This is a genomic window from Nocardia sp. XZ_19_231 (genome assembly GCF_015355705.1).
Classification (GTDB): Bacteria; Actinomycetota; Actinomycetes; order Mycobacteriales; family Mycobacteriaceae; genus Nocardia; species Nocardia salmonicida.
This window is the reverse complement of sequence record NZ_JACUZI010000002.1, coordinates 407,920-423,715: the sequence shown is the minus strand read 5'-3', so window position 1 is coordinate 423,715 and position 15,796 is coordinate 407,920. Positions and strand designations below refer to the sequence as shown.

Below are 15,796 nucleotides of genomic sequence, written 5' to 3'. Positions count from 1 at the left end.
ACCTATCCGACCTCGACGATCAATTCCACCTCGACGGGCGTGTTCTTGGGTAGTTCCGAGACGCCGACCGCCGAGCGCGCGTGCACGCCCGCCTCGCCGAACACCTCACCGAGGAACTCCGACGCGCCGTTGATCACGATCGGCTGATCGCCGAATCCCGGCGCCGAGGCGACGAATCCGACGACCTTCACGACCCGCACCACCTGGTCGAGCCCGACCAGATCGTGCACGGCGGCGAGCGCGTTCAACGCGCACAGCCGAGCTGCCTCCTTGGCCTGCTCCACATCCACCTCGGCCCCGACCTTGCCGACCGCCGACAATTCACCGTCGACGAAGGGCAACTGGCCGGAGGTGTACACCAGCGAACCGGTGCGCACGGCGGGGATGTAGGCCGCGACAGGAGCGGCGACCGGCGGCAGCGTGACACCGAGCCGGTCGAGCGCGTCCTTCCACGCGGTGGCCACGGCTACTTCTGCCGCTTCAGGTAGGCGACGTGCTGTTCTCCGGTCGGTCCTGGCAGCACGGAAACCAACTCCCAGCCGTCGGACCCCCACTGGTCGAGGATCTGCTTGGTCGCGTGCGTCAACAGCGGCACGGTCGCGTACTCCCACAGGGTGACTTCACTCATGGGGTGAGTTTAGGGCTCACCCCGAACGCCTGGGAGAAACGGGTTATAGGCTCGGCCACGTGGGAGCACCAACAGTAGAGCCGGTTTCGTCGGTTCCCGAACCGTCGACCGGATGGCCACAGCGCGCGGCCGAGGCCCGCTTGCACTACGTGACCGGCAAGGGAGGCACCGGCAAGTCGACCGTTTCGGCCGCACTCGCACTCGCGCTCGCCGCAGGGGGACGCAAAGTGCTGCTGGTCGAGGTCGAGAGTCGCCAGTCCATCGCGCAACTCTTCGACCGGCCACCGTTGCCGCCCACCGAGACCCTGATCGCCAGCGCCGACGGCGGTGGCGAGGTGACGGCGCTGGCACTGGACATCGAGTACGCGTTCCTCGAATACCTCGACATGTTCTACAACCTCGGCTTCGCGGGGCGGGCGATGCGCCGGATGGGCGCCATCGAGTTCGTCACCACCATCGCGCCAGGTCTGCGCGATGTGATCCTCACCGGCAAGATCAAAGAATGTGTGGTGCGGGTCGGCAAGGACGGCAAACCCGCCTATGACGCCATCGTCGTCGACGCGCCGCCGACCGGCCGAATCGCCGCGTTCCTGGACGTCACCACGGCCATGGCCGAGATCGCCAAGGGCGGCCCTATCGCCTCGCAGGCCGAGGGCGTGTCCAAGTTGCTGCACTCCGGTCAGACGATGATCCACCTGGTGACGCTGCTCGAGGCGCTGCCGGTGCAGGAGACCGCAGACGCGATCGCCGAACTCACCGCCGACGATCTGCGGATCGGCACGGTGATCGTCAACCGGGCGGCCACCGCCGAGCTCACCCCGACCCAGCGTGACGCGGTCGTGGCGGGCGAACTCGACACCACCGCCATCGCCGCCGAACTGGCGAAGGTCGGCATCGCACTGTCCGAATCGGACTTCGACGGCCTGATCGCCGAAACGGTCGACCACGCGACGGTGCTCACGGCACAGAACGTGAGTGCCGCCGAACTGGCGCAGATCGATGTCCCCCAGCTGTCGCTGCCCGCCCTCGGCGACGGCATCGACCTGGGCGGCCTCTACGAACTGGCCGAACAGCTATCCGCGCAGGGAGTCCGATGAGCGAGCACGTTTCCACCCCGCCCTTATTGGACGTTTCGAAGATCATCGCCGATCCGAACGCCAAGGTGATCGTGTGCTGCGGGTCCGGCGGGGTCGGCAAGACGACCACCGCGGCCTCGATCGCGCTGCGCGCGGCGGAATCGGGTCGCAAGGTGGTGGTGCTGACCATCGATCCGGCACGCAGGCTGGCGCAGTCGCTCGGCGTGGCCGAGCTGGACAACAACCCGCAGCGCGTGGAACTCGGTCCCGAGGTGCCCGGCGAGCTGCACGCGATGATGCTGAACATGCGCCGCACCTTCGACGACATGGTGCTCGAGCACACCAGCGCGGACAAGGCCGAGCAGATCTTCGCCAATCCGATCTATCAGACGGTGGCGTCCTCGTTCGGCGGCACACAGGAATACATGGCGATGGAGAAGCTCGGCCAGCTGGCCGCGCGCAAGGAGTGGGACCTGATCGTGGTCGACACTCCGCCCTCGCGCAACGCGCTGGATTTCCTCGACGCGCCCAAGCGGCTCGGCACCTTCCTCAACGGCAAGATGATCCGTTTGATCATGGCACCGGGGCGCGGTGTCGGCCGGATCGTCACCGGGGCGATGAGCCTGGCGATGCGAGGAGTGTCGACCATCGTCGGTGGGCAGATGCTCAAGGACGCCTCGACGTTCCTGCAGTCGCTGGAATCGCTGTTCGGTGGGTTCCAGGATCGGGCCGAGCGCACCTTCGCGATGCTGTCCAAGCCGGGCACCCATTTCCTGGTGGTCGCCGCGCCCGAGCCGGACGCGCTGCGCGAGGCGTCGTTCTTCGTCGACCGGCTGTCGACCGAGAAGATGCCGCTGGCCGGTCTGGTGCTGAACCGGACCCATCCCGCACTGTCAGAGCTGTCCAGTGATCACGCGCTGACCGCGGCGGACCAGTTGGCCGATTCCGACCCGCTGATCGCCTCGGTGCTGCGCATCCACGCCGATCGGGTGTCGACAGCAGCACGGGAGCGGCGGCTGCTGCATCGGTTCACCGGAGCGCATCCGCACGTGCAGATCGTCTCCGTGACGGCGCTGCCTTTCGAGGTCTCGGACCTCGAAGCGTTGCGCGCGGTGGGCGATCAACTGACAGGTACTCCGGCTTCGGCCTGACTGATTCAGACAAATCCGCTATAGCTGACAAATCCGGTAACACTCACGAACGGCGCCGATTCCGCAAACCATGCGGTCTCGGCGCCGTTTGTGATACCGGTCCGGTCTCGTTGGCTAGATGGCCACCTGGTGCTGGCGCTGGGCATTGAAGAACTCCGCCCACGACGTCACGTCGGGATGCTGTTTGAGCAGCGCACGCCGCTGCCGCTCGGTCATCCCGCCCCACACTCCGAACTCGACCCGATTGTCGAGCGCATCGGCACCGCACTGCATCAGCACCGGGCAGTGACGGCAGATCGTTGCCGCCTTGCGCTGTGCCGCACCGCGAACGAACAGCTGATCAGGGTCCACTTCCTTGCATCGCGCCTGGGCAACCCAAGCGATCCTTGCCTCGGCCTGCTCTACATCCAGTCGAGCGATGGGGGTTGTGATGTGCATTTGATGTGCCCCTTTGCAGTCCGAACACCGTTGTGCGGCGCTCCAGAATCGCGAGCGCGGATCACAGCAACCCAACTACCGCTGCGGCCCGCACCACATTCCACTTTGAGTGTTAGCTCTATCACACTGGGTTCTCAATCTAGGTAAAGGTATGGCGGTTACGCAAGACCGCCCCCCGATTTTTTGGTACGGGCGTCCATTCAAATCGGGTCAGAACCGCGCAGTAGTGCTGATCACCGGCGTGGCCGGTCGCGACACGCCGATGTGATCATTTTGTTGACACGCCCGAGCAACCCCCCTGGCACCGCCCGGACATTCCCCGTCGGGCAGCACAGCCGTGAACCTCACCACCCCACCCTCTAGTCTGGGATCGTGCCGATCACTCAAACGCTCGCGAGGCTGGCCGGCAGCTGCGCGCTGGCCTCCGTGCTTGTCGCTGGGCTGTTGTTCCCCATGGCCGGTGGGTTCGGGTTCATCTCCAACCGCGCCGCCGATGCAGTCGACAATGTCTCAGCCGAACTAGTGGAGGGCACCGTCCCCGCCGTTTCGACCATGGTCGACGCGAACGGGTCGCCCCTCGCGTGGCTCTACGAGCAACGCCGCTTCGAGGTGCCGAGCGATCGCATCTCCAACAACATGAAGCTGGCGATCGTGTCCATCGAGGACAAGCGCTTCGCCGACCACAAGGGCGTGGACTGGCAGGGCACGCTGCGCGCGTTTCTCACCAACACCTCCTCGGGTGCGGTGCAGCAGGGCGCCTCGACCCTGGACCAGCAGTACGTGAAGAACTTCAACCTGCTCGTGGTCGCCAAGACCGACGCCGAGCGTCGCGCCGCGATCGAGACGACACCGGCGCGCAAGCTGCGTGAGATCCGGATGGCGCTCACGCTGGACCGCGAGCTGTCCAAGGACGAGATCCTCACCCGCTATCTGAACCTGGTGCCCTTCGGCAACGGCTCCTACGGCATCCAGGACGCCGCCCAGACCTACTTCGGCGTCGACGCGTCCGAGCTCACGATCACCCAGTCGGCGATGCTGGCGGGCATGGTGCAGTCCAGCTCCAAGCTGAACCCCTACACCAACGTCGCGGGCGTCACCGACCGCCGCAACACCGTGCTCGACACGCTGATTCAGAACATCCCGCACCGCGCCGAGGAGTTCCGCAAGGCCAAGGCCGAACCGCTCGGTGTGCTGTCCGAGCCCAAGGGTCTGCCGCGCGGCTGCATCTCCGCCAACGACAAGGGCTTCTTCTGCGACTACGCGCTGCAGTACCTGGCCGAGGCCGGGATCAGCCGCGAGCAGATCGACAAGGGCGGCTACCTGATCAAGACCACGCTCGATCCGGTGCTGCAGGAATCGGTGAAGCGTTCAGTGAACGAGCAGGCCAAACCCGACCTCGACAACATCGCCGAGGTCATGTCGGTGGTCGCGCCCGGTCAGGATTCGCACCCCGTTCTCGCGATGGCCTCCAGCCGCACCTACGGCCTCAACCGCGACGCCAACGAGACGCTGCTCGGCCAGCCGTACTCGATGGCCGGTGACGGCGCGGGCTCGATCTTCAAGCTGTTCACCACCGCCGCCGCGATGGAGAAGGGCCTCGGTATCGCCGCCCAGGTGGATGTGCCGGGCACCTACGCGGCCAGGGGCATGGGCTACTCGAACTCGCCGGGTTGCCCGGCCGACTCGTGGTGCGTCAAGAACGCGGGCAACTACCCGGGGTCGATGTCGGTGACCGACGCGCTCGCGACCTCGCCCAACACCACCTTCGTGAAGATGATCCAGGACGTCGGCGTCTCGTCCGCGGTGGACATGGCTGTGCGCCTGGGCATGCGGTCCTACACCGATCCCGGCACCTCGGGGCACGGCAACGCGAGCCTGGCCGACCACATCAAGAACAACAACATGGGCTCGTTCACCCTCGGCCCGTTCGCGATCAACCCGCTCGAACTGTCGAATGTGGCCGCCACGCTCGGCTCCGGCGGCAAGTGGTGCCCGCCCTCGCCGATCAAGGAAGTCGTCGACCGCAGCGGCAAGCCCGTTCCACTCACCCAGCAGGCCTGCGAGCAGGTGGTGGACCCGGGTCTGGCCAATACCCTCGCCAACGCGATGAGCAAGGACGACATCAGCGGTACCGCCGCGGGCGCGGCGCGTGCCGCGGGGTGGGCAGCGCCGATGTCGGGCAAGACGGGTACCACCGAGAGCCACCGTTCCTCGGCGTTCCTCGGGTTCACCAATGCGCTGGCATCGTCGGTCTACGTTTACGGCGACAGCCCGACCCCCGGCGAGATCTGCTCGTTCCCGCTGCGCAACTGTGGCGCCAGTGATGCCTCCGGCCTGTTCGGCGGTAACGAACCGGCCCGCACCTGGTTCAACGCCATCAAACCGTTGATGGACCGATTCCCGCCGCCGGGGCTGCCGCCGGTGGACGACAAGTACGTCCGTGGCGCGAACAACTCCCAGGTCCCCGATGTCGCGGGCAAGTCGCAGGGCGAGGCCACCTCGATCCTGTCCGGCGCGGGCTTCCAGGTCTCCGCGGTGACGGGAGCCGGCTCGCAGCCAAAGGGCACGGTGATGGGCAGTTCGCCGAACGGCTCGGCCATTCCGGGTTCGGTGGTCACGATCTACATCAGTGACGGCACCGTGCGGGTGCCCGCGCCGACGACTCCCCCGCCCGCCGCGCCCGCACCGGTGATTCCGGGGCTGCCGCAGATTCCGCGCCTGCCACCGATCCCCATCCCGGTGCCGCGCTAGTCACACGACGAAGGCCGCCGTCCGATTCGGACGGCGGCCTTCACGTTTTCAGAGCCTGAGTTTGACCGCGGCGGACAGTCGCGAACCGTCGGCCTTACCGTCGGCGAGCGCGGTGGCGGCCTTCATGACCTGGCCCATCTGCTTCATCCTCGGGCGCTCACCGATTTGCTCGGCGACCTCGGCGATCGCGGTGTCGGCGATCTGCGCCACCTCGGCGTCGTCGAGCTGAGTCGGCAGGTACTCCTCGATGATCTGTTCCTCGGCGCGCTCGTTCGCGGCCAGTTCACCGCGACCGTTCTGCTCGAAGATCACGGCCGCTTCGTTGCGCTTCTTCGCTTCCTTCTGCAACAGCGACACGACATCGGCATCGGCGAGTTCGTGCGCCTCCGAACCGGAGACCTCGGAAGTCTGGATAGCGGCGAGCAGCATCCGCAGGGTCGCGAGACGCAGTTTGTCCTTGGCTTTCATCGCGGCGGTCATATCCGCGCGCAGCTTGGCTTTCAGTTCCGACATGCGGTTTACCGTAGTCGTTCGCTCTGTGGAGTCCCATCACATTTCCGTCGCGACGGAAATTCCAGACCGTTTGTGCGGAAACACACGCGCCGATCCGGGAGGGGGTCGCCTATGCTGGGCAAATGCCCGTTATCTCGACGTCCGCTGTCCGCCGAACCGCGTTGGGAGCCGCAGGGGCCGCCGTCGCAGGCATCGGCTACGCCACGCTGATCGAACGGAACGCGTTCGTCCTGCGCGAAGCCACGATGCCGGTGCTCGCGCCCGGTTCGCCGACGTTGCGCATTCTGCACGTCAGCGACCTGCACATGATGCCGGGCCAGCAGCTCAAACAACAGTGGTTGCGCGAACTCGACCGCCTCGAACCCGACCTGGTCGTGAATACCGGCGACAATCTTTCCCATCCCAAGGCTGTGCCCGCCGTGGTGCAATCCCTCGGTGCGCTGCTGGCTCGACCCGGCTTGTTCGTGTTCGGTTCGAATGACTATTTCGCGCCGGTGCCGAAGAATCCGCTGAAGTATTTCAAGAAAGATCACCGTCGCGTCTACGGCGATCCGCTGCCGTGGAAGGACCTGCGCGCGGCATTCACCGAACGCGGCTGGCTCGACCTGACCCACACCCGGCGCGACCTCGAGGTGGCAGGCATCCGCATCGCCAGCGCCGGTGTCGACGACCCGCACCTGCAGCGCGACCGCTACGACACCGTCGCGGGCGCACCGAACCAGCTGGCGCAGCTCAGCATCGGTGTCACGCACTCGCCCGAGCCGCGCGTGCTCGATCGCTTCGCCGAAGACGGCTACGACCTGGTGCTGGCCGGTCACACCCACGGTGGGCAGCTCGTCGTTCCCGGTTACGGCGCGCTGGTCACCAACTGCGGCATCGACAAGTCGCGTGTGAAGGGCGCCTCCCAGTGGGGCGCGCACACGCAGCTGCACGTCTCGGCGGGCATCGGCACCTCCCCGTGGGCGCCCTACCGCTTCTGCTGCCGCCCCGAGGCCACGCTGCTGACATTGGTCGGCTCCCAGCCCAAGCGGCCCTCCGCCGATACCGGCTTCGGCATTTCCACCTCGGAGGCCGTAGCCCGCTAGGGTCTGGCTCCGAACGGCATTGTCATTGAGGTGTCACAGGAGACGACCGTGAGCAGTGGATCCGACGACAGGCGCGACGACCCGACCGTATTCGGCGGCCCCGGCGCACCGAACCAGCCCGATCAGCAGTGGCAGCGGCCCGGTTCGCCGGATCCGGCTACGGGACAGCCGAATCCGGGTACGCCTGATCCCACCGCGGTCTGGACGCCGGGCAGCGCCGGCCTCCCCCCGACCCTGCGGTGGGACGGCTCCGGCCCGCCACCCGGGCTCCCCGAACCGACGCAATGGGCACCGGCGGGTCCGCAGGATTGGCAGGATTCCGGTAACCCTGCTGCGGGACAGCAGGTTCCGCAGCCAGGACAGGCCGACGCCACCCAGCTGCGCCGGCCGACACCCTGGCCAGGCGCGAATCCGCCTGTGGGTCAGCCGGGTTCGAATCAGCCATGGCAGCCCGGTATGAATCCACCTGTCGGGCAATCTGGCCAGCAGTGGCATCCCGGGGGCCCGCAGCATGGCGGTCCGGCTGGCGCTAATTTTCTTGGCGGACAACCTGGTTCGAATCAGCAGTGGCAACCGGGCATGAATCCGCCTGCCGGACAACAAACTCCGGGCCCGTGGGGTGGGCCGGTACCTCCTGCTCAGCAGTGGGGCGCTCCCGCCGCCGGTGGACAGCAACAATGGGGTGGCGGCGGTCCGGCGAATCCGCCCGGTCAGCAGCAGTGGGGCGCACCGAGTCGGCAACAGCAGGCGCCGCAGCAATACGGCGAAATCCCCCCGCTCGATCACCGTGGCGTCCAGTCGTACGGCCAGCCCTTTCCGCCCGATCAGAAATCCGGGAACAAGGCGGCGATCTGGGCCGCGGCAGGCGTGGCGGCGCTGCTCCTGGTCGGCGGCACGATCACCGCGGTCGCGCTGACCCGAGGCGACGACGCACCGAACACCACCGCGGGCGCCACCCCGTCGATGGTCAGCGCCCTGTCCACCACCCCGGCACCGACCTCGTCGAGCAAGCCCAAACCGAGCACGACGACCCCTTCCCCCTCGGGCGCCGCGTCGAACCGCAAACCCCTCATCGACGGCTACCAGGTAGTCGCCTCCCCCGACCGTGGCGCCGCCTACGACGTCCCTGCGGGCTGGAAGGTCGCCACCGAAACCACCATCGGCGGCGTCGGCGAGCCCCCCGGCGACTCGGTGGTCGGCAAGGGCTACGCCTCCGACGGCCGCGACTACTGCCCCAATTCCACCCGCACCATGTCGCTGCTCACCGGCTCCAAGAACGCCGACAACGCCGCGGCGGGCGCCGAACTCGGCACCAAGGCCGCCCCCCTCGCCTACCAGGGCTCCAAGGGAACCCCCGGCCCCGCCCAGCCCTTGAAGTCGATCGACGGCAAAACCGAGGGCATGTTCACCGAGACCACCGGCACCGTCCCCGCCCCCAAACCCGGCTGCGCCTCCACCTACTCCGTCTACACCTACGCCTTCAAAGGCGCCAAGGACGGCAGCTTCGTCATGGTCATGATCGCCGACACCGGCGTCCCAGGGGCCATCGACGCCACCGAAGCAAAGCGCATCTTCAGCACCATCAGATCCCTCGACTAGCCCCCAGCTGACCAGCCAATTTAACGTTTCCCGACCCCGCGTTGTAAGCTACTTCAGGTTCGCCTCACGGGGTGTGGCGCAGCTTGGTAGCGCGCTTCGTTCGGGACGAAGAGGTCGCAGGTTCAAATCCTGTCACCCCGACGTGTTGGTTGAGACACAAAAGAACCCCTGACCTGGGATTCCTGGGTCAGGGGTTCTTTGCTGTCTGCCCTCTGCAGCGAGGTGGGTACGCAGTCAGTACGCAGCGCGTTTCCGGGCGGCCAATGCCGCCACGTTGAGCGCCTCGGCAACTGCTTCGAGGTCGTCCGGAAACAGATCCGCGTACGTGTCGAGGGTGAGCGCTGCCGACTTGTGCCCGACCATCGTCTGAACAGCCTTCACGTTCGCGCCGGCGCTGATCGCCAGCGATACGGCGGTGTGCCGAAGATCGTGCGGCGTGACCCTGGGGAACTCCGGGGTGCGAAGTCCCTGCCCCGTTTTCAGCTCCTCTGCCCTGGCTTCGAGCGCCGCCGATTGGAGGCGCTCCACTGCTTTGTTGAACACCCGCGGGCGATAGGTCGACACTCGGAGCGCCTTGTCCTTCGGCGACCGGAACACCAGGGAGTCGCGGTTCTGGCCGACCATGAGGGCCGCGAGGTCGGCGGCCAGGAACTCCGGGAATGGAACGGTGCGACGTTCGTGGTTCTTGGCCGTCGACCAGACCAACTTGCCGCGCACCTCCGCGACCGCTTCCAGTACGTTCACCCGCCGACGCAGCATGTCGAAGTTCGACACCCGCAGCGCAGCCATCTCGCCCCAGCGAAGTCCGGTATAGGCGAGGAACCGAATCACGGTCCCCTGCTCGACGACCTCGCGGGCAAGTTGTTCGACCTGGTCATGGGACAGGTACCCGTGCGGCCGATGCTTCCGGCGAGGAAGCTTGACCCCGGCACAAGGATTCGACGACAACTGCCGGTCATCCACCGCGGATTCGAGGATCATGCGAAGCATTCCAACCGCGTTCTCGATCGTAGGTACGCCGGCCTCGGCCGCAACCAACTCGGCGACCCACGCCTGGATGTGGGTCTTCCGAATTTCCTTGAGGCTCTTGCTACCCCATCGCGGAAGAACATGCGTTTCCCACGTGTAGTTGCGGGTTGAGCTGGTCGTTTCCTTGAGGTGAGCCTGGTAGTCGAGCCACTTCTTGCCCGCATCGCCGACCAGTTCGCGACCTGAGGACGGCGAGACGTGGCTGCCCTGAACAAGGGTGCTCACTTGCGAATCGAGCCAGGACTGCGCATCGACTTTGCGAGTGAACCGCTTGGAGTGCTCCTGCCCGTCGTCATCCACATAGCGAGCGCGCCAGCGCTTGCCCTTACCTTCCAGCTTGGACGGAACACGCCGCACCGTTCCGTCGTCCTGGCGCTCGTCCTTGGTCCAAAGGTCTTCGACCCCGGCGCGGCGATTCCGTCGTGTCGACATGGTCAGGCCGCTCCGTCCGTCGCGGCCAGCTCCTGCTCGGCGATCCAGGCGAGAATGGTCGACTCTCGCCATACGCGTCGGCGCCCGAGCTTGAAGCTCCGCGGTCCGGTTCCGAGATGCGCCCAGTAGCGCCAGGTGCCCGCCGGAATCCCGGTCAGTTCGGCGCAATCCTTCGCCTGCAGGTATCGGTCAGTACTCATGGTTTGGGGTCTCCTTTTCAGAATGAGTGCGGTTGGTTTCAGGACAGAGCAGCGGTTACTGCGTGGATGAGGTCTCTTGCCGCGGGCGGGGTGACGGCGTTTCCCGCGAGGCGGACCTGTTCGCGGCGGTTGCCGCCGAGGACGTAGCCGCGGCCGAATGCCATGGCCTGCTTGATCTCGTACGGTTCGAGCATCCGGAACTCGCAGTCGTCCAAACTGGCTGCGACGGTGGCGAGTCCGTGGTGGTTACCGGCTGCGGCGACGGTGTCGAGCGGCTCGGTCAGGGCCTTCGCGGTGTTGTGGTTGCGCAGCGGCACGACCATCGCCCACCGGTCCCTGGTAGTGACCGTTCCGTGTGGCGCTTCGGAGGTGCGGGCGGTGCCGTTGCCGTAGTACGGCACCAGCACAGCGGTTTCCGACCTTGTGGTCATCGTCCGCACCGGTGCGGTGACCGGCTGGGCGTGCTTGCCCTCCCGCCCCTCGACCGGCACCAACATCGGCGGTACGACCAGACCGTGGTGTCCACCGCCCGCCGAGATGGTCGTGACCGGGTAACTCGCCGGGTGGCACTTCGACGCGCCGCGCATCGTCGCGATGATCGGGTCAACCTCGCCGAACTTCGCCAGACCGGCCCGAATACGAGCAATAGTCTTGTCCGCCAACGGCTTCGACCGGTCACCGATGCGTTGACCTCGCAGGTTCCAGTCGATCACCGACGATGCGGGCAACCAGGCCGGTTCGACCACGGTGTTGCGGCACGTCACCGATGGGCAGCGCCACACGTACTGGGCTCGGTAGCGGCCCCACGGGCGAGGTGGGTTCTTCCACGCCTGAACCGCGGTGACCGCGCGGTCGCAACCGGTGCACCAGGCGCGTGGCCTGGTCCAACGGTCCAGGTCCGGTGCGGTGGATCCGTTGCGCCAGAACACGATGTACATGCGGTCGCGGCTTTGCGGGGCGGGGTCGCCGGCTGCGCTGGCATGCATCGAGTTCAGATACACCACGCGGTGTCGGTAGCCCAGGGCGTCCATCGCGGTCAGCCACGGTTCGAACAGCACCCATTTCGCGGCGTCGACTACGTTTTCGACCACAACGGAGCGGTAGCGGTGGTGCTCGGCGAAGCGCACGACGTCCCACATCGTGGCTCGCGATCGCTCGGCGGCGGCGTCGGGCAGGACATCGTCGAACAGGTCCGGGGTGGAGTCGATGTTGCGGCGGCGACCGCGGGCGACGGAATGGTTGGTGCATTCCGGTGATGCCCACAGAATGTCGGTGCGGGCGTAGCGGCGGGGTTCGACCTGGGACAAGTCGGCGCAGTCGTGGTCGGTGTTCGGGTGGTTGGTGTTGTGGGTTTCGACAGCCAGGGGCCAGTGGTTGGCGGCCATACGGACCTGCACGCCGGGCACCTGGACAGCGCCGCTGCTGGATCCACCGGCGCCGCAGAACAGGTCAGTCAGTGTGATCATGGCGGGCGCCTTCCGGAGTTGCGAGGATGCGGGCGACGCTGGAGTGGTGTAACCCGACTTCTGCCGCGATCGTGCGAGTCGAGGCGCCGGCGCGGTGCAGCGCGCGGATCCGGTCGTCGCGGTCGGTGGCGATCGCATCGGTTGGTTGTGCGGTCGCGGTCGTTGCGCGGGGTGAGCGTTCGATGCGGGTTTCGATCGTGAAGCCCGCGATGTCGAGGTGCAGATGGAGCAACGTCATGACTCGGTCCCTTCGGTGATCTCGGCGGCTGCGTTGAGGGTTCGGGTCACGGTCGACGCCGATACCTCGACCTGTTCGGCGATGCGTGCGTGGGACAGTCCGGCGTCGTGGCGCAGGCGCAGAATCTCGGCGACCTTGTCCGGATCACGGCGCCCGGCCGGATCGGCGCTGCACACCATTTCTGCGACCGATGACCACCGGTCGGTGTGCACTGTGTGCACCGTGGAGGTGATTGCGACCGGTTCGGCGGCCTCGATCACCGGCGCCGGAGCTGCCGCGGTGGTCACGGCGTGCGATTCGGTGTGGACCTCACGCACCGAGACGGTGCGCACGGATTCGGGGCTGTGCACCGGGTGCGCATCGGTGCGCACGACCGGTTCGGGGTCGATGCGTTGCTTGCGAGCGAGGACCAAAAGGGCGACGGTGGCCTGTCCGATCGCGCCGTCGATGATGACCGGGAACAGCCATGCCAGGTGTTCGCTGGTCCCGACCTGGGTTGCCAGATCCCGCAGCGCGTCGAACGAGAGCCGGAACGCGACGACGGCGATCATGCCGGTCAGGACCACAACGGCCCAGTAGGCCAGGCTCGCGCTCGACCGAGCACGGACCAGCAGACCGACGCCGTGGGTTGCTGCGAGCAACGCTATCGGCGGGAATGTCGCCACGATCGCGGCGACAACTTCCATTCCTGTCGGTGCGTTGAGGACTGCGTGGACGGCGTTGCCACCGATCGACATCGCGGCGACGAGGATCAACTCGCCCCAGAAGAATCGGACGGCGGCGACCTCGTTGGGGTCACGGGGTGCGGGCTGTGCACTGCTCGGTGCGGACCGGTGCGCAGCGTCGTTGCTGCGCACCGGGTATGCACCGGCAGTCGATGCGGTCACTGCCCGCCCTGTCGAGTTGCCGCGCCGGCGACCGTCGCCGGGGCGTAGGTGGCGGCGAACATCCGGGCCTTTGTGTACTCGGGGTCGGGTCCGGTGTAGGTGACCGAGAGCGTGGCGCCGATCTGGAACTCCTCGCATCCGGCGTCTTCGAGGGCTCGGCCGATGGCCTGTTCCATGCGCCAGCTGACGTAGAGGTTCCGGGGTCCGGATCCGGTGTAGATGGTGATGACGAGTTGCATCACTGGCTGCCCGTCGTCGTCGAGTTCGACCTCGCCGGGTGCCCCGCCGAACTTGAGCTTGGGCTCTTCGGTGATGGCGGTGATGCATCCGGTCACCGTGGTGCCGGGGGTGCTGTTCTTGCCGAAGGCGGGTGCCGGCCGGGCGGCCTTGCGGAAACGCTGGCCGAAGTTGGTGATGGTCATGAGCGCATTTCTCCTTTGTGGTCGGTGGGGGTTCAGCGGCTGCGGCGGCGATCGGCGCGGCGTAGCGGCTCTTCGGGATCACCGGTCCAGCTCTGGTGGTCGCGCAGGTCGGCGCGTTCGGTGGCGAGCCAGTCCAAAAACTCGAAGTCGTTGCGGAAGTCCTCGTGGTTGCCGAGGTGGTCGCGGTGCTCGGTCAGGTGTGCGTAGTAGTTGGCTTCGATCTCGCCCTTGATCTGCTCAAGTTCGGGATTGGGTTTGTGTGGGGGCCAGTCGGGGTTGATCAGATCGGGGTTCTCCGCGGCGGCTATCGCGTTGAACAGGCTGCGGTTCAAGTCCTTGGCGCGCGCCAGGATTGGGTCCGGTGTGGGCTGGTTGCGGTCCATCGGGTGCTCCTTGTCTTGTGGTGGGTGGTTATCGGCTGAGTCGGCGGTCGACCGGCGACGGTTCTCGGCCGCGGTTCTCGACCGCTCCGGACTGGTGTTGCTGGTGGAAGCCGGGGCGGTCGAGGTAGCGGACGGGTTCGAGTTCGTCGAGGGTGTGACCGGCGTCGAAGTGGTCGGACAGGTCTTTGCCCGCGCGGGCTTGGAGCACCCGGACTTCGCCGACCTGGCCGTAGAGGCTCTCGGCTACCTGGCTGGCGTGGCGGTAGCCGGGCTTGTCGCGGTCGGCGACCACAATCACGCGACCAGCGCCGCGCAACCATCGGGCGTGCTCGGCGGTCCACTTGCCTGCGCCCATCGCGTTGCAGGTCGCCAGTTCTCCGGCCAGCCGTGCCCGCTGGACGTCCTTCTCGCCCTCGCAGACGTAGAGTTCGCGCCCGGTATCGAGGGCTTCCCTTACGTCGTCGAGGTGCCACGGCAAGGGGGCGAAACCGGTGTTCTCCCACTCAGTTCCGGTCCAGTGCCGCTGGTAGAACGACTTGGCGTACCCGTGCTCGTGCGGGGTCCGGCGCCGGATCACCGCGCCTTCGACGCGTCCGTTGGGCCACTTGTAGACGTAGGTCGCTTCGGTCTCCGGTTGCCCGGTCTGCGCACCGAGGTCGGGTTTGGTGGGGAACTCGAACCGGGCGGCCAAGATGGCCTGCTCGGCGCGGCTGAACACCTGCCGGGGTATCCGCGCCGGCTGCGTGCTGTGCGACCGGTTGCCGGAATGGTTGTGCCCGTTGCGGGCTCGCTCGGGCAACCGGTCGAACATGTCGCGTACCCGCAGCCCGATCCGCCCCAATACCTCGGCGTCGTCGCAGCGTGTTCCGGAGAAGCACCGCACGATCGTCTTGGCCTGACGCGGGTCATACCGCACACCCAAACTCGGGGTGTGATGTTTGCCGTCGCCCTCGTGGACCGGGCACAGGTACCGGTTCCACGCCTGTGGTGTCCCTGGTCCTTTCGCGGGGCCCAGGTGGTGGCGCTCCAGGGCCTCGACGATCCGCTGCCAGGACTGACCAGCGGTGCCGGGCTGCGGGTCCATCACCGGCTCCGCTCGATCGGCGTGCGGCGCCGGTCGCGAGTGGCTTCGATCAAGGCGTGACGCAGGTTCGGGTTGTCCCGGCCGCGCATCTCGGCGACCTGGAAGACGCTGCGCTGGTCGACGCCGTCCAGACCGTGGGCGTTGCGTCCGGACCGGATATCGGCGTACAGCCCGACCATGGCGTCCGGGACCAACTCGAACGCCTTGTGGGCGCCGCGCAAGGTATCCCAGTGCTCGGCGTGCGGGCCGCTGGACCAGGCTTTGACGAACCCGTTGCGCTCACGTGCGGCCATCTCGCGCCCGTACTCGACGTTGTGGCCGATGTCGGGGCCGGCGCCGTCACGGATCTGTTTGTTGAGCTCGACCACGCGGGCGAAGTCCTCGCGCATGATCTCTTCGGTGTTGTAGTCCATC

Annotated in this window: 18 protein-coding genes and 1 tRNA gene; 6 read left to right on the top strand and 13 right to left on the bottom strand. The window is 66.9% G+C overall.

The annotated features are described in order from the left end of the window. Positions 1 to 2 precede the first annotated feature (2 nt). Together IBJ82_RS09180 and IBJ82_RS09175 are read right to left on the bottom strand one after the other, a co-directional pair. Positions 3 to 464, bottom strand: coding sequence for a RidA family protein (locus IBJ82_RS09180; protein WP_056821924.1), 462 nt, complete (start codon positions 462 to 464; stop codon positions 3 to 5). A 2-nt stretch (positions 465 to 466) separates the two neighbouring features. Beyond that, the gene (locus tag IBJ82_RS09175) at positions 467 to 628 is read right to left on the bottom strand and encodes a DUF4177 domain-containing protein (protein ID WP_101464811.1); all 162 of its coding nucleotides are present in this window, start codon (positions 626 to 628) and stop codon (positions 467 to 469) included. A gap of 59 nt (positions 629 to 687) precedes the next feature. On the opposite strand from IBJ82_RS09175, the gene IBJ82_RS09170 reads away from it, so the two are divergent. Then, positions 688 to 1,725 (top strand): ArsA family ATPase, encoded by a 1,038-nt coding sequence (locus IBJ82_RS09170; RefSeq protein ID WP_194825531.1) that lies wholly within the window; start codon positions 688 to 690, stop codon positions 1,723 to 1,725. After that, a complete protein-coding gene (locus IBJ82_RS09165) occupies positions 1,722 to 2,855 on the top strand; it encodes an ArsA family ATPase (RefSeq protein WP_194825530.1) in 1,134 nt (377 codons plus the stop codon). Before IBJ82_RS09170 ends, IBJ82_RS09165 begins: the two co-directional genes overlap by 4 nt. Positions 2,856 to 2,969: 114 nt before the next feature. Here IBJ82_RS09165 and IBJ82_RS09160 read toward each other — a convergent pair whose 3' ends face one another. Then, a complete protein-coding gene (locus IBJ82_RS09160) occupies positions 2,970 to 3,293 on the bottom strand; it encodes a WhiB family transcriptional regulator (RefSeq protein ID WP_056821932.1) in 324 nt (107 codons plus the stop codon). 372 nt (positions 3,294 to 3,665) lie between these two features. Here IBJ82_RS09160 and IBJ82_RS09155 point away from each other — a divergent pair, with 372 nt between their 5' ends. Then, positions 3,666 to 6,044, top strand: a complete 2,379-nt coding sequence (locus IBJ82_RS09155) for a penicillin-binding protein (RefSeq protein WP_194825529.1) — start codon at positions 3,666 to 3,668, stop codon at positions 6,042 to 6,044. 48 nt (positions 6,045 to 6,092) lie between these two features. Here IBJ82_RS09155 and IBJ82_RS09150 read toward each other — a convergent pair whose 3' ends face one another. Further along, a complete protein-coding gene (locus IBJ82_RS09150; protein WP_194825528.1) occupies positions 6,093 to 6,557 on the bottom strand; it encodes a GatB/YqeY domain-containing protein in 465 nt (154 codons plus the stop codon). A 122-nt stretch (positions 6,558 to 6,679) separates the two neighbouring features. Here IBJ82_RS09150 and IBJ82_RS09145 point away from each other — a divergent pair, with 122 nt between their 5' ends. From IBJ82_RS09145 to IBJ82_RS09135, 3 genes are all read left to right on the top strand, one after another. After that, on the top strand, positions 6,680 to 7,642 hold the full coding sequence (locus IBJ82_RS09145; RefSeq protein WP_056821935.1) for a metallophosphoesterase: 963 nt from the start codon (positions 6,680 to 6,682) through the stop codon (positions 7,640 to 7,642). A gap of 48 nt (positions 7,643 to 7,690) precedes the next feature. After that, positions 7,691 to 9,241 carry a hypothetical protein gene (locus IBJ82_RS09140; RefSeq protein WP_194825527.1) on the top strand — a complete coding sequence of 517 codons (1,551 nt, stop codon included), beginning with the start codon at positions 7,691 to 7,693 and terminating at the stop codon, positions 9,239 to 9,241. Positions 9,242 to 9,308: 67 nt separating this feature from the next. Further along, a tRNA-Pro gene (locus IBJ82_RS09135) sits at positions 9,309 to 9,382 on the top strand. A gap of 93 nt (positions 9,383 to 9,475) precedes the next feature. Here the strand turns inward: IBJ82_RS09135 and IBJ82_RS09130 are convergent. From IBJ82_RS09130 to IBJ82_RS09090, 9 genes are read right to left on the bottom strand one after another with little or no spacing between them, the layout of a single operon-like run. Next, entirely contained in the window at positions 9,476 to 10,702 is a 1,227-nt protein-coding gene (locus IBJ82_RS09130; RefSeq protein ID WP_194825526.1) for a site-specific integrase, read from the bottom strand. A gap of 2 nt (positions 10,703 to 10,704) precedes the next feature. Continuing rightward, the gene (locus IBJ82_RS09125) at positions 10,705 to 10,902 is read right to left on the bottom strand and encodes an AlpA family transcriptional regulator (RefSeq protein WP_194825525.1); all 198 of its coding nucleotides are present in this window, start codon (positions 10,900 to 10,902) and stop codon (positions 10,705 to 10,707) included. 38 nt (positions 10,903 to 10,940) lie between these two features. Beyond that, positions 10,941 to 12,368 (bottom strand): DNA cytosine methyltransferase, encoded by a 1,428-nt coding sequence (locus tag IBJ82_RS09120; RefSeq protein ID WP_194825524.1) that lies wholly within the window; start codon positions 12,366 to 12,368, stop codon positions 10,941 to 10,943. After that, positions 12,352 to 12,606, bottom strand: coding sequence for a hypothetical protein (locus IBJ82_RS09115; protein ID WP_194825523.1), 255 nt, complete (start codon positions 12,604 to 12,606; stop codon positions 12,352 to 12,354). The genes IBJ82_RS09120 and IBJ82_RS09115 overlap by 17 nt, the downstream gene beginning before the upstream one ends. Next, entirely contained in the window at positions 12,603 to 13,493 is an 891-nt protein-coding gene (locus IBJ82_RS09110; RefSeq protein WP_194825522.1) for a DUF2637 domain-containing protein, read from the bottom strand. Before IBJ82_RS09110 ends, IBJ82_RS09115 begins: the two co-directional genes overlap by 4 nt. Further along, positions 13,490 to 13,915 carry a hypothetical protein gene (locus IBJ82_RS09105; RefSeq protein WP_194825521.1) on the bottom strand — a complete coding sequence of 142 codons (426 nt, stop codon included), beginning with the start codon at positions 13,913 to 13,915 and terminating at the stop codon, positions 13,490 to 13,492. Before IBJ82_RS09105 ends, IBJ82_RS09110 begins: the two co-directional genes overlap by 4 nt. Before the next feature lie 32 nt (positions 13,916 to 13,947). Further along, positions 13,948 to 14,298: a hypothetical protein gene (locus IBJ82_RS09100; protein ID WP_194825520.1), complete on the bottom strand. Its 351-nt coding sequence runs from the start codon at positions 14,296 to 14,298 to the stop codon at positions 13,948 to 13,950. 28 nt (positions 14,299 to 14,326) lie between these two features. Next, positions 14,327 to 15,382 carry a toprim domain-containing protein gene (locus IBJ82_RS09095; RefSeq protein WP_194825519.1) on the bottom strand — a complete coding sequence of 352 codons (1,056 nt, stop codon included), beginning with the start codon at positions 15,380 to 15,382 and terminating at the stop codon, positions 14,327 to 14,329. Beyond that, on the bottom strand, positions 15,382 to 15,795 hold the full coding sequence (locus IBJ82_RS09090; RefSeq protein WP_194825518.1) for a hypothetical protein: 414 nt from the start codon (positions 15,793 to 15,795) through the stop codon (positions 15,382 to 15,384). The genes IBJ82_RS09095 and IBJ82_RS09090 overlap by 1 nt, the downstream gene beginning before the upstream one ends. Between the last annotated feature and the right edge of the window lies 1 nt (position 15,796).